The following is a 25284-nucleotide window of genomic DNA, read 5'->3' as shown; positions in this document are numbered from 1 at the left end:
TTAGGCGAGGCATATTCGCAGCAGTGCGGCAACGCTTACGGGGCGACTGGGTGCCGCCACCAGACGGATGCCGCAAAGGCATAGTCCAGACCTGTTGCTAGCCTAACGTGCCGAGAATGTTCACTCCCACCCGATCCGGAATCTCGTTTTGCGACAGCACATGCAGGCCCGGGCTGAACACCCGCGCGTAGCGTGACAGCAGCGGGCGCAACTGCGGCATCACGGTGAGGATCGGCGGATGGCCATCCTTGCGCAGCTTTTCCTTCACCACCGGCATGCTGTTCTGCAGCTGGTTGAGCAGGCTCGGCTCCACCGGAATGTTGTCCAGGCTCACCTGACCGGCCTGCTGGGCGATGGCCAGCGCGTTGAGCAGGGTGTTTTCCAGCGCGTTTTCCAGCACGAACACGGCCAGTTCGCGGCGATCGCCAGCGATCATCGAGACGATGCTGCGGCGCAACGCGTAACGCACGTCGGCTGCCAGCAGCACCGGGTCCTTGGTGGTTTCGCTGCATTCAAGCAAGGTGCTGGCGATGGTTTCGATGTCACGCAGTGGCACTTCTTCCAGCAGCAGCTGGCGGTAGACGCGCATTTGCTGGGTATAGGTCAGCGCGGCCTTGAGGCTTTCGGCGAGCTTGGGCGCTTGCACGGTCAGACGCTGCATCAGGTGCTCGACATCGTCGTGCTTGAACAGGTCCGGCAGATGCTCACGCACCACCTTGTTCAGATGCGTGGCGACCACGCTGGCGCAGTCGATTACCTGATAACCCAGGTTCAACGCGCGCGACTTGTCGGACGGCTGAATCCACACCACCTGCATGCGGTACGCCGGGTCGATGCCGAGGATGCCGTCGATCTCGCCGTAGAGTTCCGGTGAAGGAATCGCCATCAGACGGTCAGCGTGCAGCTCGGCGCCATCGATCTTCTCGCCGTTAATGTAGATGTCGTATTGCGAAGCCTTGAGCCGCAGACTGTCGCGAATCTGCACTTCCGGCAGCAGAAAGCCCAGGTGCTCGGACAGCGTCTGCCGAACGCCGCGCACCCGTGCCGGCAAGGGCGCACCGGAGGCTTCGTTGACCAGCCCTACCAGCTTGTAGCCCAAGGAAATCGACAGCCGCTCGACCAGCGGAATGTCTTCCCAGGCCAGGCTCTGCGCCTTTTCCTTGTCCATCGCCTGGCCGATGGCCTGGATTTCCTTGAGATCGGCGCCGGCAGCTGGCGGCTCTTGCAGCGAGACACGCCAGCCGATGAATGCGATCAGCGCGGCGAAGCCGATGAAGGCCAGGTGTGGCATGCCCGGCACCAGGCCGATGACGAACAGGATGCCGGCCACGGTGTACAGCGACGCTGGATTGGCCAGCAACTGGCGCTGTACTTGGCTAGTGATGTCGCTGGATTCATTGATCCGGGTGACGATGATCGCTGCCGCCGTAGCCAGCAGCAGCGCCGGGATCTGCGCCACCAGACCGTCACCGATGGTCAGCAGGGCGTACTGCTTGAAGGCCTCGCCCGCCGCCAGATCGTGAACGAAGACACCGATGGCGAAACCGCCGAAGAGGTTGATCAGCAGGATCAGGATGCCGGCGATGGCGTCCCCGCGAACGAACTTCGAAGCACCGTCCATCGCACCGTAGAAGTCGGCTTCCTTGGCTACTTCCTGGCGCCGCGCCTTGGCTTCCTCGTTGGTCACCAGGCCGGCGTTGAGATCGGCGTCGATAGCCATCTGTTTGCCCGGCAGGGCGTCCAGAGTGAAGCGCGCGGTGACTTCCGATATCCGCTCGCCGCCCTTGGTGATGACGATAAAGTTGATGATCATCAGAATGATGAACACCACCAGGCCGACGATGAAGTTGCCGCCGATCACCACCTCGCCGAAGGCTTCGATCACCTTGCCCGCCGCGCCGGTGCCGGTGTGACCTTCGAGCAGCACCACCCGGGTCGATGCGACGTTAAGGCACAGGCGCATGAGCGTGGTGATCAGAATCACTGTCGGGAACAGCGAGAAGTCCAGCGGGCTTTTCGACGACACACTGACCAGCAACACCAGAATCGACATGGCGATGTTGAAGGTGAACAGCACGTCCAACAGCTGCGGAGGCAGCGGCAGGATGATCATCGCCAGGATCGACAGGATGATCAGCGGGATTCCAATCCGACCGCTGCTGAAGGTCGGCGTCAGTTTCTGAATCAGGCTCATGTTCGGGCTCGGTTGAACAATTCTTCGGGAATATGGATGTCGCTTGCCAGCTTGGGCTTGGCCCGCCGACCCTGCTTCCAGGCCTTGAGCTGGAGGATGTAGGTCAGCACATGGGCGACCGCGGTATAGAGCGGTGCCGGGATCTGCTGGTTGACCTGGGTGCTGAAGTAGATCGCCCGCGCCAGCGGCGGTAGTTCGACCACCTCCAGCCCGTTGGCCTGGGCCAGCTTGCGGATGTACAGCGCGGTTTCATCGACGCCACGGGCAATAACGAAGGGCGTCTCGGCCTTCTTCGGGTCGTACTTCAAGGCCACCGCGTAATGCGTCGGGTTGACGATCACCACGTCGGCATCCTTTATCACCCGGCTGATCTGGCGCTGGGCCAGCTGGCGTTGCAGCTGCTTGATACGCGCCTTCACTTCGGGGCGGCCTTCCTGATTCTTGTGCTCTTCCTTGCGCTCCTGCTTGGTCATGCGCATTTTTTTCAGAAAGAAGAAGCGCTGCAGCGGGATGTCGATCAGTGAGAACAGCACGAATACCAACAGCAGCGAGATGGCCAGGTTGAACGTCAGCGAAAAGGCACCGCCGATGGCGTTGGCGATATCGGTTCGCTGCAGGGCGATCAGCTGCGGCGCTGCGTAATATAGCTGGCCGATGGCGACGCCCAGCAGCGTTGTGATCTTCAGCAGCGACTTGAGCAGCTCGGTCCAGTTCTGCGCGCCGACCATCCGCCCCAGGCCCGTGATCGGGTTGAGCTTGCTGAACTTGGGCGCGAAGTTCTTCGAGGCGAATACCCAACCGCCCGGCACCAGACCAAAGGCGATGACCAGAATCGGTGTGATCAGCAACGGCAACAGCACGCTGACGAACAGCAGCAGGTTGTGGGTAAGAATCAGCTGCAGATCGTCGAGGCTCATCTCGCTTTCGTGGAAGTTGATGTATGAGTAGCTGAACGCCTGCTGCATGCCATCGAAAAAGAAGCCGATGCTGAATTTGAGTACCAACAGCGTCACCAGCAGCGAGACCGTGGTAGCGACGTCCTTGGAGCGGGTGACCTGGCCGTCGTCGCGACTCTTCTTGAGTTTCTGCTCGGAGGCCTCTTCGGTTTTGTCCTGGCTGCTGTTCTGCTCAGACATCGCGACCGCTCCGCAGGATCTCGCCGATGTTATCCAGCAGCTCACGCGTCAGGTGCAGATAGGCTTCCGACAGGTTCGGCAGGGTCAGGTAGATCAATACCAGCCCGGCGATGATCGCCATGGGGAAGCCCAGGGAGAACAGGTTCATCGCCGGCGAAATGCGGTTGAGCAGGCCGAAGCAGAACTGCACGATCGTCATGCAGAAAACGATCGGCAGGGCAATGAGCAAGGCTGCCGAAATCACCCAGCTCATTGACCAGGCGATGGTTTGCAGCCCGTCGAAATGGATGCCGCTGCCGATCGGCCAGTAGACGAAGCTTTGGTAGATGATGGTGACGGTTACCAGATGCCCGTCGATGGCGAAGAACAGCAGCGCCAGCAGGATGAAGTACAGCTGATAGATGATCGACGCCGACGACACGCCGTTCATAGGGTCGTTGAACACTGCCATGGACAGCCCCAGCTGGGTCGAGACGATATCGCCGATCAGGGTGAACACGGTGAACACCAGCATCAGCGCCAGGCCCAGCAGCAGGCCCATGGCTATCTGCTCGAACGCGGTGAGAATGCCCTTGAGCGACAGCGGGTCGAGCGCCGGCGCGGCTGGGAGCGCGGCCGTCAGCACCACCGTCAGGGCGATGGCGAGCAGCACGCGGACGCGCACGCTTAGCGATTTGTGGCTGAACATCGGCGCCAGGCTGAACACGGCCATGATCCGGCAGAACGGCCACCAGTAGCCCAGCAACGATTGCAGGTACTGACCGACCTGCATGATGGGTTCGTTGCCCACGGCTAACCAACCAGCCGCCCGGCTTGGGTGAAGGTTTCGATGAACAGGTCGCTCAGCGTGCTCAGAATCCAGTGTCCGGCGAATACCAACATGCCCAGGGTGATCAGCAGGCGCGGGAGGAAGCTCAGCATCTGTTCGTTGATCTGAGTGGCGGCCTGGAAAATGCTGATCAGCAGACCGCCGAGCAGGCTCGGCACCACCAGCACGCAGACCACCAGCACGATGATGTGGACTGCGTTGGAAATGATATTGACGGCGGTGTCGGGGGTCAGCATGGGAGCACCTGGGAGGTGAGGGTCGTCACGCCGCTTGTAGTTGCGGCGTGCGAAGCGTATGGGCTTTGGGTTCGCTGAATGGTCCCCATTGGCCGGGTTGGCTGAGGCATTGGTTTCGCCCTGCTGGGCGACTCACTTTTTTCAGTCGCGAAAAAAGTAAGCAAAAACGCTTGCCCCTGCATCCGGCCCCGGCTGCGCCGGGGTTCCCTCGCTCCGGTGGCGTTCCAGGGGCCCGCGGCGACGGGCCATCCATGGCCCAACGCCGCTCTCGCGGCATCCATGCCGCTCAACCCCTTCCACGCCACCTGCGCTCGGCCTCCTGAAAGGGGCGATTCGGTGGTGTCCGTTGGGCCGTGCAATGACGCGGTTGCAGAGGCCTTATGTAGGGTGGGTAACGCGAAGCTTACCCACCGATTTTCGCGGGCAAGGTTCGATACCGATTGCGGCGCCGTTTGCGGTGGAAAATGCTTCGCAGTTTTCCACCCTACGAACTTTTCACGGCCATTGGTTAAGTGACCCTGGCTCGACACAGCTTCTTGCTTTTCCATTGCACGACCTGCCAGGCGACTCCGAACGCCCCTTTCAGGAGGCCGAATGGAATCGCTGCGCAGAGGGGCGAGCGGCATGGATGCCGCGAGAGCCGTGAAGGGCCATGGATGGCCCTTGCGCGGCGACCCTCGGAGCAGCGATGGAATGAGGGAAGTCGAGCGAAGCGAGACCCGGATGCAGGGGCAAGCGTTTTTGGTTACTTTTTCGGCGTTTGGAAAAAGTGACTCGCCCAGCAGGGCGAAACCTGTAGTCCCAGCCGCGGAAAGCGCGGCGTCATACAAAGAGGTACGTGCCGCCAGCCTCTGAGTGCGAGCAAGGACTAGGCGTCCCCCTACGCGCCTACCAAATCGGCCGATGAGTGGATTCAAGCGCGCGCGAGCAGCATTCATCACCGCCACCTAAAACGGCTGCACGCTGGTCGTCAGCGTACCCATCAACAGCGCCCAGCCATCCACCAACACAAAAATCATCAGCTTAAACGGCAGCGAGATCATCATCGGCGACAGCATCATCATGCCCATCGCCATCAGCACGCTGGCCACGACCAGATCGATAACCAGAAACGGCACGAAGATCATGAAGCCCAGCTGAAATGCCGTCTTCAGCTCACTCAGCACGAATGCTGGCAGCAGCAGGGAGAAGTCCAGCTCTTCGAGGTTCTCGGGCACTTCTTCGCCGGCCAGCGACACCATGGTCTCCAGCGACGTCTTGTTGGTCTGCGCCAACATGAACCCCGAAAGGCTGTCTTTGGACAGGTCCAGCGCCTGCTCCAGACTGATCTCGTCATTCTGGAACGGCTCGAGGGCCGTGTTGTGAATCTCCTGCCAGACCGGACGCATCACCAGCAGCGTGACGATCAATGCGATACCGACCAGCACCTGATTCGGCGGGCTCTGCTGCAGGCCGATGGCCTGGCGCAGGATCGCCAATACAATGATGAAGCGGGTGAAGCAGGTCATCATCATCAGCATCGCCGGCAGGAAGCCGAGCAAGGTCATGAGGATCAGAATCTGAATCTTGACCGAGAATTCCTGACCGTTCTCGGTATCGTTCAGGTTGAACAACGTGATCTCACCGCCGGCAGCCTGAGCCACCAGCGGGAACAGGCTGACCAGCACCAGGCACAGCAGCACCAGCCCGCGACGCAGTTTCATTGGGTCAGTGCATCCAGACTGGTGCCCGACAGTTCGACGATGCGCAGGCCGTAGCTGCCGTTCATCACCACCACTTCAGCCTTGGCGAACAGGGTACCGTTGACCTTCACGTCCAGCGGCTCGCCGGCCACTTTGTCGAGCACGATTACGCTGCTGGTGTCGCACTCCATCAGTTCTTTCAGCGAGATTTCCGCCGAGGCCACTTCCAAGGTGACATTGACCGGGATCTTGCCGAAGAAACTCAGGTCCTGGCGCGGTACCTGCGGCTGCGGGGTGGGGGCGACGGCTGACTCTTCGGCCGCGTCGAGGCTGAGGTCACCCTCGTTGATGAGGTTCTCGAATTCGTTGTCGGACAGTTGACCGGTCATTGGGATTTCACGCTTTCAAGTGAAGTGAGGAACAAGGCGCCGTCTTCTTCAAAGACAGTCCCCCGGAAAAGCTTCTGCTGATTGATGCGCACCTCATAGCGATCCAGCGGACGCACCATGAGGATGTCGTTGAGCTGCAGGCCGAGCACCTGCGACAGCGGCATTTGCGCCGAGGCGACCACGCAGTTCAGGCGTACCGGAAGGTGCTTGATGTGATCGACCGGATTGCTGGTCAAACGAGCTGGCAGCGGGCCGGCCAGTCGACTGGTCAGTTCATCGACCAGATCAGTATCCAGATGAATGAAAATCGACGAGCGGCTGTTGGTCAGATGACTGATGTACTCGAACTCCGCCACGTACTCCCAGCTGGTTTCTTCGTAGTCATTTTCATACCGCTCGAGTTCGCCAAAGGTTTCACCGGACAATATCGAGCGCGCAAATATATAAGTCAGGTCAAGGCCCAGGCGATTACGCATCCGTTGTTCGGATGTGCTGATCGGTGGTGTGTCCTGGCTAGGTACGATAGTTCCGCCGTAATAACACTCTAGAGCCTCGGTAAGCAGGGCGCGATCAATGGAAAAACCGACTTTCCCCATCGGGGATCGATAGATGCAGTCTGGCGGCCTTTTATTGGGCTCCTGCACATCGACTTTGCTCAGTTCCAGGCTAATACGGTAATTACGCAGGAAGTAGTCACCAATCAAGCGCGGATTCTTGTTGGTGGTTTCTTTTATGAACTGAGGAATCTTGTGATGATGCCGGCCAAGCTTCTGCGGTTTCAATACAGTCAGGCTTTGGGCGGGCACGCCATGATGGACTTTGGAATTGCCAGACATGTTGTGAACTGTATGTCCTGGTTCTTGCGCGGCCGGCGAGCCGGCAACACGGGGTATAAGCAGAAGATTATTTGGCCAGGGCGGATTTTGCGGCGCCCGAGATTCAGGCACGGCTCTAGCGTGCCGCCAGTCTAGGCATAGGCGCGAGGAAGGATTAAATCAATAAGTATCAAATGACCTTTTTTGAGATAACTTGCGAGCTTCTGATTTAATTTTAGCGGAACTGATTGGGCGGTTCCTGGAGGGCTTGTTAACGTGCGCGCATTGTTTCGGGGCAGTTAGCTATTGTTGGTCGTTCGTTCTGGTTGAGTTGGACAGGCAGGGCGACGGAAGTTCCGGAAAAGTTAAATATTTTTTCTTCGGCGAAATCCGGCGTTGTGCTCGAGCGAGTCGACAGGCGCGTCAGCGCCAAGGTGGTCACATTGAAAAGTGTTAGTCATGCAATGAGCTACTCATGCGAAGAGCTATTTGCTCCGGCGCCGGCATCAGCGCGCAAGAAAGTCATCATTTTCGATAATGCCGCCGAGACGGGTAGTGACTTCCTTAATGCTGGGTTGCGCAAGGAAGGTTGCGCGGTCTTTTCCTATGCAAGCCTGAACGATCTGGACAATGCGGCGCTGAAAGACACCGCCCTGGTTTTTGTATTTATCGGCGGTGTGGAAGAGCAAGCTTTATATACGCAGGTTGAATCGCTGATGCGGCGCGGCCGTAATATCAGTGTCATTCCGGTTGTGCAGTACGCGGATCAGGAGAAGGCCGCGACATTGCTTGAGCTGGGGTGTGTGGATTACCTGCTGTCGCCGTTCAGCGACAGCCAGCTCAGCGCCCTGTTGCGCCGTCAGGAATACGCCGATGCAGCGCAAGAGAGCTTCGTAACCTGCTCTCAGGCTGGCCGTCGCTTGTTGGCCATGGCCCAACGCGTATCACTGACCCGCGCACCAATTCTGATCACCGGCGAAACCGGCACCGGCAAGGAGCTGATGGCGCGTTACATCCATCGTTTCTCCGCCAACGCCGATGCTCCCTTCATTGCAGTGAACTGCGCAGCCATTCCCGAACAGATGCTCGAATCCATCCTGTTCGGACATGAAAAGGGCGCCTTCACGGGCGCGGTGACAGCTCAGCCCGGTAAGTTCGAGCTGGCCAATGGCGGCACCTTGCTGCTCGACGAGATCGGCGAGCTGCCGCTGGGCCTGCAAGCCAAGCTGCTGCGCGTGCTGCAAGAGCAGCGTGTCGAGCGCCTGGGCGGCCGCAAGGAAATCGAGCTCAACGTCCGAATCATTGCCGCGACCAACAGGGACCTGCAGCTGGAGGTCGCCGAAGGGCGCTTTCGCTCGGACCTGATGTTCCGTCTCGACGTGTTGCCGCTGCATATCAGCCCGCTGCGCGAGCGTAAGGAAGACGTGCTTCCGCTGGCCCGCCGTTTCGTTGCCAAGTACGCACCGCAGGAAGCCGGCGAAGAGCTGTTCACCAGCGACGCCTGCCGCGCCCTGTTGCAGCACGACTGGCCGGGCAATGCTCGCGAACTGGAAAACACCGTGCAGCGCGCGCTGGTGCTGCGTAACGGCCTGTTCATCCAGCCGCAGGACCTGGGCCTGGCGGCGCAGCCGCAGGCGGAAATGCGTGCCGAACGCCCGCCGCAGCCCATCGTCGAGACGGGCAAGGCTGCCCTGCGTGCCAGTGGCAAGTGGGCCGAGTACCAGCACGTGATCGACACCATCCGCAGGTTCGACGGGCACAAGTCCAAGGCCGCCGCCAGCCTCGGCATGACCTCGCGGGCCCTGCGCTATCGCCTCAATGCCATGCGCGAGCAGGGCATCGAGCTGAATTTCTAATTCCGACGTATCAAGGGAGAGCCAGCGATGAGTTCAATCATGCAGGTGCAGCAGGACATGCTGGGCCGGATGCAGCAGCTTGCGAATGTCGCCGAGGGCCCGGGCATCAAGCCAGCCAGCCAGACGGCGCCGGACGCGGGCAACGTATTCATGGCGGCGATGCGTTCGGTGGATGCTCAGCAGCATCACGCCAGCGCGGCAGCGGCTGCGGTGGATAGCGGCAAGAGCGACGATCTGGTCGGCGCGATGATCGACAGCCAGAAGGCCAGCGTGTCGTTTTCCGCGTTGCTGCAGGTGCGCAACAAATTGACCACGGCGTTCGACGACGTCATGCGTATGCCGCTGTGATCGGGCGTGAGAGCTAAGACGTGCTTGAGAAATTAAAGAGCAAGCTGCCTGCCGGCGGCCTTCAACTTGACCCGCGGGTAACGCTCGCCGGCATGGCGGTGATCGCCGCCGCGCTGGCCGTGGCCGTGGCGTTCTACCTGTGGCGCGACAATGGCTCGTTCCGCCCGCTGCATGGCGCCGGCGAGGCCTTTCCAGTTTCAGAGGTGATGCAGGTGCTCGATGGCGAGGCCGTGCAATACCGCATCCATCCGCAGAGCGGACAGATTCTGGTGCGTGAGGAACAGCTGTCGCATGCGCGTATGCTGCTCGCCGCCAAGGGCGTGAAGGTGGCGATGCCGGCCGGCTACGAGCTGTTCGACAAGGAAGAGCCGCTGGGCACCAGTCAGTTCGTTCAGGACGTGCGTCTCAAGCGCAGCCTGGAGGGCGAACTGGCGCGTACGGTGATGTCGCTCAAGGGCGTTCAGCATGCCCGGGTTCACCTGGCACAGGAGGAGAACAGTTCCTTCGTGGTCAGCAAGCGTGCACCGGCCAAGGCATCGGTGATGCTGCAGCTGGAACCCGGCTACAAGCTGGGCGCTGATCAGGTCGGCGCGATCGTCAATCTGGTCGCCGGCAGCGTGCCCAACCTCAAGCCCGAAGATGTCGGCGTGGTCGATCAGTACGGCGCGCTGCTCTCGCGCGGGCTGAATGTCGGCGGCGGCCCGGCGCAGAACTGGGGCGCGGTGGAGGATTACCAGCAGAAGGCCGTAGCCAATATCGAGCAGGTGCTGGCGCCGGTGCTGGGCAACGGCAACTACCGCATCAGCGTCGCTGCGGACATCGATTTCAGCCAGAAGGAAGAGACGTTCCAGTCCTATGGCGATACGCCGCGTCTGCGTCGCGAGGTGCTGAGCAACGAAAGCGCACTGGATCAACTGGCACTGGGCATTCCCGGCTCGTTGGCGAATCGCCCCGTGGCGCCGCCCCAGGAAGGCGAGGAAGCGCCGGCCGAAGGCGAAACCAAGGGCGCGACCTCCCTGCGTGAGGAATCCACGCGCCAGCTGGACTACGACCAGAGTGTGGTCCATGTGAAACACGCCGGCTTCGCCCTGCGCCAGCAGAGCGTGGCGGTGGTGCTCAACGCCGATGCCGCGCCCGAGGGCGGCTGGTCCGACGAGGCGCGCGCCGAGCTTGAAGCCATGGTGCGCAGCGCTGTTGGTTTCAAGCAGGAGCGCGGTGATCTGCTGACCTTGAGCGTGCTGCCCTTCGCCGCGGTGGAAGTCGTCAATGAACAGGTGCCTTGGTGGGAGAACACCCAGATCCATTCGCTGGTCAAGCTCGGCGTAGCGGGCCTGATCGCCTTGTTGCTGTTGCTGATCGTGGTACGCCCGGCGGTACGCAGCCTGACAAAGCGCAATGACGAACCCGTCACAGAAACGCTTGAAGGCGCGCTCGCCTCTGCCCCGGTGCAAAGCGCTATCGAAGCCGAGACCCGCGCCGCCTTGACCAGCCCGCGCCCGACGGCGACCGATGGGGCGCACATTTTCGGTGAACTCAACCCGCTCTCGGAAATCCGCCTGCCGGCGCCGGGCTCGGGTCTGGAACTACAGATCGAGCACTTGCAGATGCTCGCCAAGAACGACCCGGAACGCGTTTCGGAAGTCATCAAGCACTGGATAGGCCGCAATGAAAGAGACCTCAACCCAGCCAGCTGAGTCGGCATCCGGCTCAAGCAAGGAAATCAAGGCGCGCCCGGTGCAGCTGCGCTCGGTGAGTTCGCTGGACCAGGCGGCGATCCTCATGCTGAGCATGGGCGATGACATTTCTGCCGGCATCCTGCGCAACTTTTCTCGCGAAGAAATCATCAGCATCAGCCAGGCGATGGCGCGGTTATCCAACGTCAAGCAACCAATGGTTTCCGACGTGATCAGCCGCTTTTTCGACGATTACAAAGAGCAGAGCAGCATCAAGGGCGCTTCGCGCACCTATCTGTCGGGCATGCTCGGCAAGGCGCTGGGCGGCGACATCACGCGCAGCCTGCTGGACTCCATCTATGGCGAGGAAATCCGCGCCAAGATGGCCAAGATGGAATGGCTCGATCCCAAGCAGTTCGCCGCGTTGATCGCCAAGGAGCACGCGCAGATGCAGGCGGTGTTCCTCGCGTTCCTGCCGCCGGGCATGGCCACCGATGTGCTCGAATGCATGCCGGCCGAGCGGCAGGACGAGCTGCTCTATCGCATCGCCAACCTCAACGAGGTCAACAGCGACGTCATCGCCGAGCTCGAGCAGCTGATCGACCGCAGCCTGCAGGTGCTCTCGAACCAGGGCTCGCAGGTGCGCGGCGTCAAGCAGGCGGCAGACATCATGAACCGCTTCAAGGGCAACCGTGACCAGATGTTCGAGCTGTTGCGCGCGCATAACGAAGACCTAGTGACCAAGATCGAGGACGAGATGTATGACTTCTTCATCCTCTCGCGGCAGAACCAGGATGTACTGCAAACCCTGCTTGAGGTGATCCCGCTGGAAGAGTGGGTGGTTGCGCTCAAGGGCGCCGAGCCCGCGCTGGTCAAGGCAATTCAGGCCGCGATGCCCAAGCGTCAGGCGCAACAGATGGAGTCGATCAACCGCCGCCAAGGTCCGGTGCCGCTGTCGCGGGTCGAGCAGGTGCGCAAGGACATCATGGCGGTGGTCCGCGAGATGTCCGCCGACGGCGATCTGCAGGTACAGCTGTTCCGCGAACAGACGGTCGAGTAAGCGCCGATGAGCATCAAGATAATCAAGGGCGAAGGCCGCTCCTGGCGGCCGTTCCGTTTTCCGCCGCGCGTGCGCACCGCCGCTGAGATGTCCGACAGTGTTGCCGGGGACCCGGCTGCGCTGCAACGCGCCGTCGCCGATGGTTTTCAGGAAGGTATCGACAAAGGCTACGAGCAGGGGCTGGAGCAGGGCCGCGAAGCTGGCCACCGCGAAGGCTTCGAGCGCGGTATCGAGGATGGCAAGGCCATCGGTCGCGAGGAAGGCCGTGCCCAGGGCCGGAAGGCTTTTGACGAGGCGGCACGGCCGCTGGATCAGCTGATCGAAAGCGTCGAGCGTTTTCGCCACGATTTCGAGCAGGCGCGTCGCGAGCAGTTGCTGGAACTGGTGCAGAAGGTCTCCAAGCAGGTGATTCGTTGCGAGCTGACTCTCCATCCGACTCAGCTCTTGAGCCTGGCCGAGGAAGCCTTGGCGGCCATGCCCGGCGATCAGGAGGACGTGCGCATCCTGCTCAACCCCGAAGAGTGCACCCGGATCAAGGAACTGGCGCCCGAGCGGGCGGCGGCCTGGCGTCTGGTGCCAGATGAAAAGCTGGCGCTCGGCGAGTGCCGCGTAATTACTGCCGAATCCGAAGCCGACATCGGCTGCCAGCAGCGTCTGGATTCGTGCATGGATACGCTGGCCGAACACATCAAGGCAGAAGCCTGAAATGTCCCTGCGCGAGAGCTTCCGACTCGATGAGGCCCTGCGCTCGCTGGACACGGTGCAGTTGGCCAAGGTCAGCGGCCGGCTGGTGCGCGTCTCCGGCATGCTGTTGGAAAGCCTCGGTTGCCAGCGCATGACCGGCCAGCGCTGCTTCGTCGAACAGGGCGACGGCAGCATGCTCGAAGCGCAGGTAGTGGGCTTCAACCGTGACATCACCTACCTGATGCCGTTCAAGAAACCGGTTGGTCTGACCTCGGGTTCCCGAGTGTTTCCAGCGCCGGATGACGCCAAGCTGCACATTGATGAATCCTGGCTTGGCCGGGTGGTCAACGGCCTTGGCGAGCCGCTGGACGAGCTGGGCAAGCTCAGCGGGCGCGACCCGTTGCCTGCCGAGCTGCCGTCGGTCAATCCGCTCAAGCGCAAGCCGGTCAGCGAACCGCTGGATGTCGGCGTACGCGCGATCAATGCCACCCTGACCCTGGGCAAGGGTCAGCGTGTGGGCCTGTTTGCCGGTTCCGGCGTGGGCAAGAGCGTGCTGTTGGGGATGATCACGCGGCAAACCAAGGCCGATGTGGTGGTGGTCGGGCTGATCGGTGAACGCGGTCGTGAGGTGCAGGAATTCCTGCTGCATTCGCTCGGCGAGGAAGGCCTGAAGAAAGCCGTGGTGGTGGTCGCGCCGGCCAACGAGTCGCCACTGATGCGCCTCAAGGCTACCGAGCTGTGCCACAGCATCGCCGCTTACTTCCGCGACCAGGGCAACGATGTGTTGTTGCTGGTCGATTCACTGACCCGCTACGCCATGGCCCAGCGCGAAATCGCCCTGGCGCTGGGCGAGCCGCCGGCGACTAAGGGCTATCCACCGTCGGTATTCGGCATGCTGCCGGAGCTGGTGGAAAGCGCCGGCAATGGCGCCAACGACAACGGCAGCCTCAGTGCGCTCTACACCGTGTTGGCCGAAGGCGATGACCAGCAGGACCCGATCGTCGATTGCGCACGGGCGATTCTCGACGGACACATCGTGCTTTCGCGGCGCCTGGCTGATGCCGGGCACTACCCGGCCATCGATGTCTGCGCTTCGGTCAGCCGCTGCATGAGTCAGGTCGGCCAGCCACCGCACCTGGGCGCGGCGCGCCAGCTTAAAGAGCTTTACAGCACCTACGAGAAGATCAAAGAGCTGATCCCGCTGGGCGGCTATACGCCCGGAGCGGACATCAAAACCGACCGCTCCGTGCAGCTCGCGCCGACCATCGAGCGTTTTCTGCGCCAGGAAGTGGGCGAGGCGGCGGAGCTGGAAACCAGCCTTACTCTCCTGCAGAGCATCATCAGGAAGCCATGAAACAGCAGATCGAGACGCTCTCGCGCCTGGCCAGCCTGCGCAGCAACCGGGTCAAGCAGATGCTTGGACAGGTGCAGTACCAGCAGAACCTTTGTCAGCGCTATCGCAACAACATTACCGGTTTGAGCCGTCTGTGTGGCTTCAGTGTGCCGATGAGCACCCCGTTGCAGCGTGATAATCAGCAGCGTTACAAAGCCACGTTGTACAAGATGGTCGAACTGCAGCGCCGCGAACTGGCTGTAGCCGAACAGGCGCTGGCGCGCATCCAGCAGGAGCTAATGCAGGCCATGCGCAGCGAGAAGGTCGTCGAGCATGTGATCGATGCCAAGATCCAGCAGTGGCAGCAGCTGTTGCTGGCTCAGGAGCAGAAGATTCAGGACGGCCTGGCGGCGCAGAGCTGGTGGCGGGGTCGGATTGCCTAGTGGTTGTTTGAAGTCGGGAGTCGGCTCGGCTCCGCCCCCTCACCCCGGAAGGGCGAGGGAGAGAGAAGGCCGCCGCGGCGATAATCAGCCCGCACGGCCAGCACCCTCTCCCCGCTTGCGGGGAGAGGGTTGGGGTGAGGGGCGATCCTACGCCAGTCGTTGTTTGTGGTGAGCAGCAAAGGACCCGCCTGTCAGCCGTGCGAAAAATTATTTAAGGTTTCCGTCCGAGCGGTCGCTTGTTAGGCAGTAACCACCGAGTTGGAAAGAGAACATGGAAATCAGCCGGCATTTCAAGCCCGCCATTGCGACCCCCACCGAGACGACTCCTGCTCGTCCGGCCAGCGTCCGCCCCGCCGCGCAGCCCACTGCCCGCCCGGCCGAGAGCCTGCCGCTCGAGCAGATGCATGAAGCCTTGCGCGCAATGCCTGAGATCGATCTGGACCGCGTTGCGGCGATCAAGCAGGCGCTGCAGCGCGGCGAGATATCCACAGACATCGGTCAGTTGGCGAGCAGCATGCTCAGCTATCACCGCAGCAACGACGCGTGACTCAACGGGACAAACTGCTCGCAGTCGTCGATGACGATCTGCGGCAGGACTGCGGCGACTACCTTGCCCTGCGCGAATTGATGCAGGAGCTCTACGGTCGTCTGCTGGAACGCGATGTGCCCGAAATCGATCGCATCAATTTGCAGATCACCCTTCGCGTCGAAGCCATTGCCGCCCGCGCCCAGCGCCGCAGCAAGGTGCTTGCAGCTTTCCGTTTGGACCCAACCGGGGCTGGTATGCGCCGCCTGCTGTCCAGCTGCTCGGGCGAGCGCGGCTTGTCGTTGCAGCAACACTGGCAGCAGGTCGGCGATCTCGCCGTGCAGTGCCAGCTGTTTAATGAGCACAACGGCAAGCTTCTTGCCATGCACCACGACATCCTGCAGCAACTGCTCGCTGGCAATCAGGATGCCCGCCTCTATACACCGCAGGCTTACTGAGCCGCTTCGCAGACTTTCTGTCCGCTGCTAGTCAATGACTTGCGTAGCGTTCCCGCCAAATCCGGCCATCGTGCCGAGCCGATTCCTCGCGCGGTGCGTCCCATGGCAAATGGGTCTTCAGCCCGCTAAATAAACCGCGCGTCCAAGTCGCCTTTATAGAGCGTCGTTCCGTCATCGCCACAGGAGGAAGCGGTGTTTCCCCGTTTCCTCGTCACGTCGCGTTGCGGAAGCCTTTTTTCTGCATGGCTGCCTCTCGAACGCCCGTAATGCGGCCTTTTCGACTTGGCACCCAATTTGCTCAACAGACATCAAGAGGGGATGGTGATGGCTATAGATTCCGATTACGTACAGCAGATGTCGACGCAGTTGGCGACCTACGAAGTTCAGTCTTCGCTGGATCGGCTGAACCGCAACGAATCAAACTACAAGGCCCAGCGCGATGCGCTGAGCTCGCTGCGTAGCTCGTTGACGACCTTCAAGTCGGCCATCACCAAGCTCAATAGCAGCACTTCGAGCATGCTGACCAATAAAGCGACCTTTAGCCAGGACGGTTATGCCAGCGCTACGGTTGGCACCACCGCGCAGGCTGGCAGTTACGACTTTTTCGTCAAGCAGTTAGCCAGCAAGGATCAGATCGCATTGCAGGGCCTGACTGACTCCAGCTTAGCGGGCGGCGGTACGCTCACCATCGGCCAGGGCGGTGTGGATTCGTTCGATGTCGATATGACCGGCATCACCACCCTTGACGGCCTCGCCAGCGCGATCAATGACGCGGTCGATAACAGCGGCGTTCGGGCCACCCTGGTACGCAGCGACGGTGCGGTCAATCTGGTCCTGACTACTGAGGAAACCGGAGCCGCACAGAGCATCAGCCTGAGCGCCTCAGGCAACTCGGCGGTCGAAGCCGCAATTGCCAGCCCTACTCGTCTGTCCACCGCAGCGGACGCCGAGGTATATCTCGGTCGGGATGCCTCGGGGATCAAGCTGACCAATGCCAGCAATACCTTCGAGAACGTCATTGAAGGCGTCAGCATGACCTTCACCAAGGCGCATGCCACCGGTGAATCACCGCTAACCCTTGATATCGCGCAAGACAAGGAAGGCACCCAGGCCAAGGCTCAGAGTTTCATCGATGCGTTCAATACGCTGATGGGCAGCTTCGACTCGCTGACCGCCAGCGGCAGCGAAAGTGCGGCGCGCGGCGTCCTGGCCGGCGATTCCAGCATCCGTTCCATCGAAAGCCGTCTCAATGGCCTGCTGCGTACCGATTTCGGTGGCACCAGTCTGATCAATTTCGGTATCAGCGCCGATCGCAACGGCAAGTTGACCATCGACGCCAAGCGCTTCGAAGCTGCCGTCGCCAACGATCCGGAAGGCTTCGAGGCGCTGTTCACCGGCAAGGACAACCTGCTCGAGAGCATCGACAAGACCGTCGCCAGCTATACCAGCAGCACCAACGGCATGCTGAAGAACCGTATGGACACGCTGGACATGAGCCTGCGCCGTATCGACGAGCAGTTCGAGAACCTCCAGCAGCAGTACGACACCCACTACAGCCGCTACCTCAAGCAATTCACTTCCATGATGCAGACCATGCAGAGCATGGAGCAGACCTTCGGATTGTTCGGATGAGCACCTACCTCCAAAACGACAGTTACGACAGCTACCGCTCGGTAGACCTCGAAGCCCGTGCGGCCTCCGCTTCGCCTTATGAGCTGGTGCTGGTGCTGATGGATGGCCTACTCGATGAGTTGGCCCGCGCTCGCGGACATATCGAGCACAAGCGTTATCAGCAGAAGGGCATTTCTCTGGAGAAGTGCATGAACATCCTCAACGGCCTCAACGGCGCGCTCGACGAAGAGGGTGGCGGCGAGGTGGTTCAGGGGCTGGCGCGACTCTACGAATACTGCATCTATCGTCTTTCCGATGTCAGCGTGTCGCTGTCGCTGGAAGGGCTGGATGAAGTCATCAACCTGCTCGGCATTCTGCGTGAAGGCTGGGAGGGTGTCAGTGCCGCTCGTAAGTGATAGCGCGCGCCTGATGGAGCTGCACGATCAGCTGCAGCAGGCTTTACAGGCCAGCGATTGGGGCGCCGTGGCGGTCGCCGATAAGGCCATCCGTCAGTGCCTCGAAGCACTGGCCGGTCAGGAGCTCGACGAGCCGGCCCACGCCGCCAAAAGCCAGCTCAAGCAGCTTCACGGCGAAGGTCTGCAAGCCTGCACCGACGAATGCGAACGGCTGCGCCTGCTGTTACTGAACCACCTGGAGTACGCCGAAGGGCGTGCGGCCTATCAGCGAATTGACATGTTCCAAGCCGGAGACAGGCGATGATCCAGCCGATCTCAAATGCCCACCCTTCCGCTGCGCCAGCCGACGCCGGTGGTACTCCCGTTGCTGCTCGTGGCATTGCCGCAGGTAAGTCGGGTACAGGTTCCCAGGCGGTGCCGGGAATTGGCTTCGGCGCGCGTATGAGTCTGATCGCTGGCGAAAGCGGCTCACTGCCGAATGCAGCGCTTCCGGGAGGCGTGCTCTCAGGCAAGGCGTTTCCGGCTTCGCCGCAGGCCGCTTTATCGGCAGCCGAACTGAATGAACCGTTGACCATGGGCACGAAGGCCGAACAGGGCGACGACGCACTACCCGAGCTCACGCCCGAGCAGTGGTTGCTGGGCATGATCGACCAGCAACAGACCGAGATTCAGGCGCGCGACTCCGCACGCCTGGGTGGCGTGACCGAAGAGCCGCTCTCCGATGCCTTGCCGACGTCATCGATAGCGGAACAGGCCGATGCGCTGCTTGCATGGTTGCCCGAGTCCCTGACGGGGCAGCAGGCGACGGCCCAGGCCGATCCCTTCGACGCGCTGGCCGGTCATGGCTGGCAACGCGCACCCGTCGATGCAGGTGCGATAGGCGCGCCTTTACCGCGTATGGCGGCGGAGCTGAATACCGGTTTGACGCAAGCGGCGACAACGCCGCAGCTCGCCGCCGACGTTCTGGCCGAGCCGGCACTGGAGCCGCTGCTGAGTGCCGCCGAGCCGGCGGAAGCGGGCGAGCCGCTGACGGCCACGGTTGAGCGCGGACAGGTGCCACAGCCTCAAGCCGTCGACCGCGCGCTGAAACTGCAAGCGCCAGAATCCAAGTGGGGCGAGCAGATGCTGCACGCCTTGCGCGAGAACGTCGATCTGCAGATCCAACAGAAGATTCAGAGCGCCACCATCCGCCTTGATCCGCCGGAGCTTGGCAGCATGGAAATCCTGCTCAGCCATGAATCGGGACGTTTGAACGTTCAGCTGTCTGCCGCGAATGCCGATGTGGCTCGTCTGCTGCAACAGACCAGCGATCGCCTGCGCCAGGAGCTGGTCGGCCAGCACTTCGTTCAGGTCAATGTGCAGGTGGGAGCCGATAGTGGTGGCCAGCAGGGTCAACAGCGCCAGCGTACGGCGCTGACCGGTGAGGAGCTTCCGCAGGCGGCCCGACCGCATGAACAGGAGCAGAGCCGGCAGAGCGGCCGGCCCCGAGATGTATTGATCACGGTTTGACCCGATTCAACCTAATTAGCCAATTTGTGAGTGTGTTATGTCGACGCCCCGTCTCGTCCTTCTGATGCTGCTGATCAACGTGCTGACCGTTGCCGGTGGCGTCGGTGTCAGTTATTGGCTGCTCAAGCCCGGCATGGAAGGTGCCGTTTCCGAGGAGGTCGTAGCAGACGAGCCGGCTGAGCCCTCGGAATACGAGTTCTTCCCGGTGGAGAAAGTCATCGTCAGCGTGCGTGGTGACGGTCGTGAGCATTACTTCGTGCTGGATCTCGCGTTGCAGGCGGATGCCTCCGAAGAACCACCGAAGTTCGAGCAGGCCGAACCGCTGGTGCGTAATTCGGTGGTGGGTTACCTGTCGTCGCTGCCGTTCGAAGAACTGCGTGGCCTGAAGATCAGTGATCTGCAGGATCGTCTTGAAACTGTCCTGTTCGCCGATTTTGCCTCCAAGAACGCAGCCGTGCCGTTCAAGCACGTGCTAGTCAACAAGTTGATCGTGCAATAAAGGCCACGCCATGAGCGCCACTTGCCCCATCAACTATTACGGCGCCACGCCGGCCAGCCCATCGGTGTTCGCTCCGGCGGTCGAGCAGCGCTGGCTCATGCAGTATCTGCCGCTGGTCAAGCGCATCGTCAGGCAGCTATCGCTGCAGGCCAACCAAGTGCTCGACCGCGAAGATATGGAGCAGATCGGCATGATGGGCCTGCTCGAAGGGCTGCGCCGCTACGGTGAGCCGGACGAGCAGTTCGGCAAGTTCGCCGCTTTGCGCGTCCGTGGCGCGATTCTCGATGAGCTGCGCCGTCAGGATTGGCGCCCGCGCCAGGTCCGTCAGCAGGCGCACAAGGTGCGTGACGCGATTCGCGACCTGTCGCGCCAGCTGGGCCACGAGCCCAGCGACGAGGAAATCAAGGCGTATACCGGCCTGGCCGACAAGGAATACCAGGACTTCCTCTGGGCCGATTCTTCGGAGGCCATCGAGAGCCTTGATGAACTGCTGCAGAGCGGTCACGAGCATTTTCCCGACGCCACTGAGTTGTTCGAGGAGCGCCTGATCAAGGAGCGTGTTCTAGAGCAGGCGCTGGCGCGGCTGGACGAGCGTGAGCGGCTGGTGCTGACGCTGTACTACCAGCATGAGTTGAGCCTGAAGGAAATCGCCCTGGTGCTGGAAGTCAGCGATGCCCGGGTTTGTCAGCTGAGCAAACAGGCGATCGGCAAGGCCAGTCGCTTTCTAACCGAGAGAAGTCAGTAGTCATGCAGAAAGTATTAGGTGCCTTGATCATCATCGGTTGTGTGCTGGGTGGTTATGCCATGGCCAACGGGGACATGCGCGTGCTCTGGCAGCCAGCAGAAGTGGTCATCATCCTCGGCGCCGCGCTGGGCAGCTTGGTGGTGGGCAACCCGAAGGAGGTGCTGATCGAGATGCTGCACCAGATCAAGGATGTCTTTGCCTACAAACGTCGTGGCGAGGAGTTTCAGCGCCAGTTGCTGATGCTGCTCTACGAACTGCTGGAAATGGTCGACGTCGGCGGCCTCAAGGTGCTCGATTCGCATATCGAGGAGCCGGAAGAGAGCGACCTGTTCGTTCGCTATCCATTGATCCTGCAGGAAAAGAACCTGATGGCCTTCATCGCCGATAACTTCCGGTTGATGGCTATGGGAAAAATCAGCGCCCACGAATTGGAAGGATTCCTCGAGCAGGAACTGGAGGCCATGGAGCACGCGCTGCTGCAGCCGGCTCGCTCGCTGCACAAGATCGGCGAGGCCATGCCCGGCTTCGGCATTCTTGCGGCGATCATGGGCATCATCATCACCATGGGCAGCATCGGCGGCAGCGTGGCGGAAATCGGTGCTCACGTGGCGGCGGCCCTGGTGGGTACCTTCCTCGGCATCTTCTTCTGCTATTGCCTGATGGACCCGCTGTCCAACGCGATGAGCCAACGCATCAAGACCGAGCTCTCTGCGCTGGAATGCGTGCGCACCACGCTGGTTGCCCACGTTGCCGGTAAGCCCACCCTGCTGGCGGTGGACGCAGGACGCAAGCTGATCGAGCAGGACGTCAAGCCCGCCTTCCGCCAGCTGGAAAACTGGGTCACCCAGTATGAGGAAGAAAGGGACGCCGCATGAGAAGCCGGGACAAGGGCAAGGGCGGCGGCGAGCACGAGATCATCATCAAGCGCCGCAGTAAGAAGGGCCACGGCGACGAGCACGGTGGTGCCTGGAAGGTGGCCTTTGCCGACTTCACCCTGGCGATGATGGCGCTGTTCATGGTGCTCTGGATCATCCAGCCGCAGATGGAAAAAACCAACCCCTCGTATGGAGAGATGGAAAGTAACCCGCTGATCGATGGCGGCGCCGGGATTTTCGATGGCACCAGCACCTCGCCGCTGGAACTCGATGGCGTGCCAGTGCGCCCGCCGCAGACTGAAGAAACGGACAATCGCGCGTCGAAAAGCGAAGAGGACGGCAGCCGCAACTATGGCTCGACCGAAGAGCTGAAAAAGCTCGCCGAATTGATGCGTGAAGTCGCCAGCGAAGTCGATGCCCTGGCCAATCTCGAAGTGGACGTGGTCCCGCAGGGGCTGCGCATACTGATCAAGGACGACCAGCAGCGCTTCATGTTCCAGCGCGGCAGTGCCACGCTGAATCCTCATTTTCAGAAGCTGCTGGGCGTGCTCGCTGGTGTGCTGGCCAAGGTGGACAACAAGCTGATCATCAGCGGCCACACCGACGCTACGCCGTATCGGCAGAAAAACGGCTACAACAATTGGAATCTTTCCGGCGATCGTGCGCTGCGTGCTCGCCGTGCGCTGGTCGATGCCGGCCTGGCCGAGCGCTCGGTATTACAAGTGACCGCACAGGCCGACATCATGCCGTTGCGCCCTGAAGATCCGCAGAATGGTGCCAACCGTCGGGTCGAAATCCTGCTGCTGACCGCCTCGGCCGAAGCGCTGTACAAGGAGCTGTTCGGCGACAGTTACGGGCGGGTGCGGTTCTCAGAGAGCGGCGCGAGCTATAGCGGCGTGGGTTCCTGACGCCGGACGTGCAACCGGCCTGACGGGCGGGTAAAGCTGCACCATCATGAAAACACCGCGACCGGCGTCGAGCCAGCCCGCCGAACAGCTTCCTTTTGCCTTCCCGGTGAGCGTTGGCGGCAACGAGGCCAGACGGCGCGGTAGCACGCTGACCGCCGTCGACCAAACCCTGGGGCCTCCTGTCTGCGGCATCTCTAGCGCCTGCCAGCGAACAGCGACGTGGAGCTACGCTCCGGGCAGCCCCTTCCTGCTGGGAGAGGGTCGGGGTGAGGGGTAGAGGGGCCAGGCGCGAGATTAGGGTGCAAAGGTCCGCCGATGAGTTGTCAGCCGACCTGATAGCGTGTGGACAGTGATTTAGCGCAGCGCTCCAAGCGAGCGTTTCGCGATGGAGCGCCACGCGCCGAGCGCGGAACTGCTTTCAACCGCGATGCGGGTGATCGTCGGCGCAATAGACCTGCTGGGTCTCGACGCCGTACAGGCAGGCACCGACCTGCTCGAGGGTAATCCGTGCGCCCTTGTGTGCGCCATAGAAGAGATTGAACAGCAGTTCGTCGTCCATCTGGTCCTGGGGGCCGAGCCCATGAACCTGGCCCTCTTCCACCACCAGCGATGCACGCCCGAGCAGGTCCGTCTCCAGCCGGCCCGAAGCCTCGACGATGGCCGGTGCGTTTCGGGTTATCGAGTAAAAGCGGCCCTTGTTGAAGACCAGGCTCTGACTGACTTTCACGCTTGTGCCGTCGCTCAGCAATACCTGACCGCTGGAGCTGTACTGACCATCGAGTTTCGAGGACATGTTTCCTGTCGTGCCCATTGCCACAAAAGCCCAGAGCAACAATGCCGATGGCACCATTACCTGAAGCATGCGCTTGCCGACTGCGCCGGTTTCGTTCTGGCTGTTCATTGCAGGCACCCTTGTAGATGGTCACTGGGGATCGTCTGGATCTGGCTTTTGTGAACCTTTAACCAATTGACCCGACCGTCGCCTTGCAGGCAACGGATCTCATAAAACCCAGGGGACATATTGACGATCAGCCGAGCCGGCTCGGCATTCATGTCGCTCATGGTATCGACCAGCATGCGCGTTTCCTTAATCAGCGAATCAAGCAGGTGCTGGTTTTTTTCGACGTAAAGTACCTCCAGATCGTCGACGGCCAATGTCTGCGTGAGGGAGGGCGTCGATGTGCTGGCCAGACGAAAGCCAAGGGTTGCCAGCCCCAGCAAGACCATCATTCCCGTACCGGCGAGCGCGGCGGTCTGCCACGAGCGGTAGCGCCGGATCGTTCTGGCCGAGCCTGGTATCACTGCCTCATGAGGTGCCACTAGCAGCTGCGTCAGCACAGCAGCTGGCTCTTCGGGAGCTGTAGGAACAGACGTAGTGGCGGAATTAGCTGGCGAAGCCGGTTGTTCGACAATCAGATGCTGCGGGTTGAACAGGTAGCCTCGCCGCGGCAACGTCTGGATGACCTGGTTACGGCCGTCGAACAACGCCTGGCGCAGGGTGTAGATCTGCTGATTCAGACTGCCCTGACTGACGACCCGCCCCTCCCAGGCGTAATTCAACAGCTCCTCGCGAGAAACGACCTCGCCGGGCGAGTGCAGCAAACGCTCCAGCACGCGGCTACCAGAGAAACCGAGGTCTAGTGTTTCCTCATGTTCGTCATGGTTCAGCACGAGTTGGTAGAGCGCACGATCGAAACGAGCCGAACAACCGTCTCGACCGGTTTTCAACAGCGGGCAGATGATGGCATCGGTGGCCGTAAGGGACAGAGATGAAGTCATGAGCGCCTGATATGAAGGGAAAGTTTCCGGTGTGACAGGGTTGGCAAACCGGGCGGCGGCATATTGGCGCCGTTTTTTTGATACTACAAGCCGGTTGTTACACGAAATGCCGAACGGGCATCGGAGCGAGAAAGAAACGAAATCGTGAGCGAGGGGCAGATGTGCCGTGCGAAGCGGCAAGTTCGCCGCATAACAGGGCATATCTTGTGTTTGAGCCGTCACGCTAGACGAACTGCCGCTGGTCGGGTGACAACGATTCTCACGTTCGGAAATAAAAAAGCCCCGAAACAATCGGGGCTTTTCGAAGCCGGTCGTTGCGACCAGCGCTGTTGCGTACCGCTTAGCCCAGCAGGCCCATGACCATGCCTGGCATCTGGCCGGCTTGCTTGAGCATGGAGATGCCCGACTGCATGAGCATGGAGTTCTTGCTCATGTTGGCGCTTTCTACAGCGAAGTCGGCGTCCATGATCCGACCCTTGGCCATGTCGGTGTTGTCCTTCATGTTGGCCAGGTTGTTGTTGGTATGGTTCAGACGGTTGATGTTGGCGCCGAACTGAGCGCGTACGGAACCAATGTCGTTCAGCAAGGTTTCTAGCTTCGTAATCGTTCCGTTAGCGTTGTTCACTGCCGTATCCGGAGCGGGGGCGGTACCAGCCGTAATCGTGGCAATGTCAGTGCCAACGAAATCGGCTGTGTCGCCGTTGTCCGCGAACATAAGCGATGCTGCTTTAAGCGAACCGGCAACTGAACCCAGTGCGGTCTGAAGATCAAAACTCAGTGTTTCGCTGGAGCTTGCGCCGATTTGAAAGGTAACTGCAGCGGCACCGAATTTGCCTGTGTCGCCGTCGACGCCGGCACCGTCGCTAAACAGATTTTCGCCAGCGTACTTTGTATTTTTAAAGATGTTGCCTAGCTCTTTTCCTAGCTCGTCGTATTCAGCCTGGATGGACTTGAGGTCGGATACGCCATTGGTTCCGTTCGCCGCTTGAGTCGCAAGATCTTTCATGCGCTGCGCGATGTCGGTCATCTCGCTGAAGGCGCCCTCGGCTGTTTGGAGCATGGAGGTGGCGTCGCCTGTGTTGCGGATGGCTACGGCCATACCGCGGCTCTGGGCGTTCAGGCGAGTAGCGATCTGCAGGCCAGCAGCGTCATCAGCGGCGGAGTTAATGCGCAGGCCGGTACCCAGACGCTGTTGGTTGGTCGCCAGGGCGTTGTTGGACTTGTTCAGCGCGGTGTTGGTGGTCAGCGCGGAATAGTTGGTGTGAATGGACAAGGCCATG

27 protein-coding genes are annotated in these 25284 nt (G+C 61.0%); 17 read left to right on the top strand and 10 right to left on the bottom strand.

The window, feature by feature from the left end; translation table 11 throughout:
* Positions 1-97: 97 nt before the first annotated feature.
* From V6943_RS03620 to V6943_RS03590, 7 genes are all read right to left on the bottom strand, one after another.
* Entirely contained in the window at positions 98-2194 is a 2097-nt protein-coding gene (locus V6943_RS03620) for a flagellar biosynthesis protein FlhA (RefSeq protein WP_340552628.1), read from the bottom strand.
* Positions 2191-3330, bottom strand: coding sequence for a flagellar biosynthesis protein FlhB (flhB, locus tag V6943_RS03615; RefSeq protein WP_181099312.1), 1140 nt, complete (start codon positions 3328-3330; stop codon positions 2191-2193). Before flhB ends, V6943_RS03620 begins: the two co-directional genes overlap by 4 nt.
* Entirely contained in the window at positions 3323-4102 is a 780-nt protein-coding gene (gene fliR, locus V6943_RS03610) for a flagellar biosynthetic protein FliR (RefSeq protein ID WP_340553020.1), read from the bottom strand. Before fliR ends, flhB begins: the two co-directional genes overlap by 8 nt.
* Positions 4103-4122: 20 nt before the next feature.
* Entirely contained in the window at positions 4123-4395 is a 273-nt protein-coding gene (locus tag V6943_RS03605; protein WP_131649328.1) for a flagellar biosynthetic protein FliQ, read from the bottom strand.
* 947 nt (positions 4396-5342) lie between these two features.
* The gene (fliP, locus tag V6943_RS03600) at positions 5343-6098 is read right to left on the bottom strand and encodes a flagellar type III secretion system pore protein FliP (RefSeq protein WP_340552627.1); all 756 of its coding nucleotides are present in this window, start codon (positions 6096-6098) and stop codon (positions 5343-5345) included.
* Positions 6095-6466: a flagellar motor switch protein FliN gene (gene fliN, locus V6943_RS03595; protein WP_131649330.1), complete on the bottom strand. Its 372-nt coding sequence runs from the start codon at positions 6464-6466 to the stop codon at positions 6095-6097. Before fliN ends, fliP begins: the two co-directional genes overlap by 4 nt.
* Complete coding sequence (locus V6943_RS03590) at positions 6463-7302, bottom strand: FliM/FliN family flagellar motor C-terminal domain-containing protein (RefSeq protein WP_340553019.1); 840 nt, start codon at positions 7300-7302, stop codon at positions 6463-6465. Before V6943_RS03590 ends, fliN begins: the two co-directional genes overlap by 4 nt.
* A 443-nt stretch (positions 7303-7745) precedes the next feature.
* Here V6943_RS03590 and V6943_RS03585 point away from each other — a divergent pair, with 443 nt between their 5' ends.
* From V6943_RS03585 to V6943_RS03505, 17 genes are all read left to right on the top strand, one after another.
* The gene (locus V6943_RS03585; RefSeq protein WP_340552626.1) at positions 7746-9137 is read left to right on the top strand and encodes a sigma-54 dependent transcriptional regulator; all 1392 of its coding nucleotides are present in this window, start codon (positions 7746-7748) and stop codon (positions 9135-9137) included.
* 27 nt (positions 9138-9164) lie between these two features.
* Positions 9165-9485, top strand: a complete 321-nt coding sequence (locus V6943_RS03580) for a flagellar hook-basal body complex protein FliE (protein ID WP_131649332.1) — start codon at positions 9165-9167, stop codon at positions 9483-9485.
* Positions 9486-9505: 20 nt separating this feature from the next.
* Entirely contained in the window at positions 9506-11179 is a 1674-nt protein-coding gene (gene fliF, locus V6943_RS03575) for a flagellar basal-body MS-ring/collar protein FliF (RefSeq protein ID WP_340552625.1), read from the top strand.
* Positions 11151-12218, top strand: a complete 1068-nt coding sequence (locus V6943_RS03570; protein WP_181099316.1) for a FliG C-terminal domain-containing protein — start codon at positions 11151-11153, stop codon at positions 12216-12218. Before fliF ends, V6943_RS03570 begins: the two co-directional genes overlap by 29 nt.
* 6 nt (positions 12219-12224) lie before the next feature.
* Complete coding sequence (fliH, locus tag V6943_RS03565) at positions 12225-12923, top strand: flagellar assembly protein FliH (RefSeq protein WP_131649335.1); 699 nt, start codon at positions 12225-12227, stop codon at positions 12921-12923.
* A 1-nt stretch (position 12924) separates the two neighbouring features.
* On the top strand, positions 12925-14256 hold the full coding sequence (gene fliI / locus V6943_RS03560) for a flagellar protein export ATPase FliI (protein ID WP_181099318.1): 1332 nt from the start codon (positions 12925-12927) through the stop codon (positions 14254-14256).
* Complete coding sequence (locus V6943_RS03555) at positions 14253-14678, top strand: flagellar FliJ family protein (RefSeq protein ID WP_131649337.1); 426 nt, start codon at positions 14253-14255, stop codon at positions 14676-14678. The genes fliI and V6943_RS03555 overlap by 4 nt, the downstream gene beginning before the upstream one ends.
* Positions 14679-14949: 271 nt before the next feature.
* Positions 14950-15225, top strand: coding sequence for a flagellar biosynthesis anti-sigma factor FlgM (gene flgM / locus V6943_RS03550; RefSeq protein WP_340552624.1), 276 nt, complete (start codon positions 14950-14952; stop codon positions 15223-15225).
* The gene (locus V6943_RS03545) at positions 15222-15662 is read left to right on the top strand and encodes a flagellar protein FlgN (protein ID WP_340552623.1); all 441 of its coding nucleotides are present in this window, start codon (positions 15222-15224) and stop codon (positions 15660-15662) included. Before flgM ends, V6943_RS03545 begins: the two co-directional genes overlap by 4 nt.
* Before the next feature lie 324 nt (positions 15663-15986).
* Positions 15987-17294, top strand: a complete 1308-nt coding sequence (fliD, locus tag V6943_RS03540; protein ID WP_197444832.1) for a flagellar filament capping protein FliD — start codon at positions 15987-15989, stop codon at positions 17292-17294.
* Positions 17291-17689, top strand: coding sequence for a flagellar export chaperone FliS (gene fliS, locus V6943_RS03535; protein ID WP_131649341.1), 399 nt, complete (start codon positions 17291-17293; stop codon positions 17687-17689). The genes fliD and fliS overlap by 4 nt, the downstream gene beginning before the upstream one ends.
* A complete protein-coding gene (locus tag V6943_RS03530) occupies positions 17673-17993 on the top strand; it encodes a hypothetical protein (protein ID WP_340552622.1) in 321 nt (106 codons plus the stop codon). The genes fliS and V6943_RS03530 overlap by 17 nt, the downstream gene beginning before the upstream one ends.
* Entirely contained in the window at positions 17990-19198 is a 1209-nt protein-coding gene (locus V6943_RS03525) for a flagellar hook-length control protein FliK (protein WP_131649343.1), read from the top strand. The genes V6943_RS03530 and V6943_RS03525 overlap by 4 nt, the downstream gene beginning before the upstream one ends.
* 37 nt (positions 19199-19235) lie before the next feature.
* Positions 19236-19697, top strand: coding sequence for a flagellar basal body-associated FliL family protein (locus V6943_RS03520; protein WP_131649344.1), 462 nt, complete (start codon positions 19236-19238; stop codon positions 19695-19697).
* Between the two features lie 10 nt (positions 19698-19707).
* Positions 19708-20442, top strand: coding sequence for a FliA/WhiG family RNA polymerase sigma factor (locus V6943_RS03515; protein WP_131649345.1), 735 nt, complete (start codon positions 19708-19710; stop codon positions 20440-20442).
* 2 nt (positions 20443-20444) lie between these two features.
* Complete coding sequence (gene motA, locus V6943_RS03510; RefSeq protein WP_131649346.1) at positions 20445-21317, top strand: flagellar motor stator protein MotA; 873 nt, start codon at positions 20445-20447, stop codon at positions 21315-21317.
* Positions 21314-22225: an OmpA family protein gene (locus V6943_RS03505; protein WP_340552621.1), complete on the top strand. Its 912-nt coding sequence runs from the start codon at positions 21314-21316 to the stop codon at positions 22223-22225. The genes motA and V6943_RS03505 overlap by 4 nt, the downstream gene beginning before the upstream one ends.
* 418 nt (positions 22226-22643) lie before the next feature.
* Here the strand turns inward: V6943_RS03505 and V6943_RS03500 are convergent, their stop codons facing one another.
* The 3 genes from V6943_RS03500 to lafA form a co-directional block, all read right to left on the bottom strand.
* Entirely contained in the window at positions 22644-23126 is a 483-nt protein-coding gene (locus V6943_RS03500; protein ID WP_340552620.1) for a hypothetical protein, read from the bottom strand.
* Positions 23123-24004: a transcriptional regulator gene (locus V6943_RS03495; RefSeq protein WP_131649349.1), complete on the bottom strand. Its 882-nt coding sequence runs from the start codon at positions 24002-24004 to the stop codon at positions 23123-23125. The genes V6943_RS03500 and V6943_RS03495 overlap by 4 nt, the downstream gene beginning before the upstream one ends.
* A 340-nt stretch (positions 24005-24344) precedes the next feature.
* Complete coding sequence (gene lafA / locus V6943_RS03490; protein ID WP_131649350.1) at positions 24345-25283, bottom strand: lateral flagellin LafA; 939 nt, start codon at positions 25281-25283, stop codon at positions 24345-24347.
* Between the last annotated feature and the right edge of the window lies 1 nt (position 25284).

This window comes from Pseudomonas sp. CBC3, from assembly GCF_037967085.1.
In the GTDB taxonomy this organism is placed as follows: Bacteria; Pseudomonadota; Gammaproteobacteria; order Pseudomonadales; family Pseudomonadaceae; genus Stutzerimonas.
This window is presented reverse-complemented; position numbering and strand designations above follow the sequence as displayed.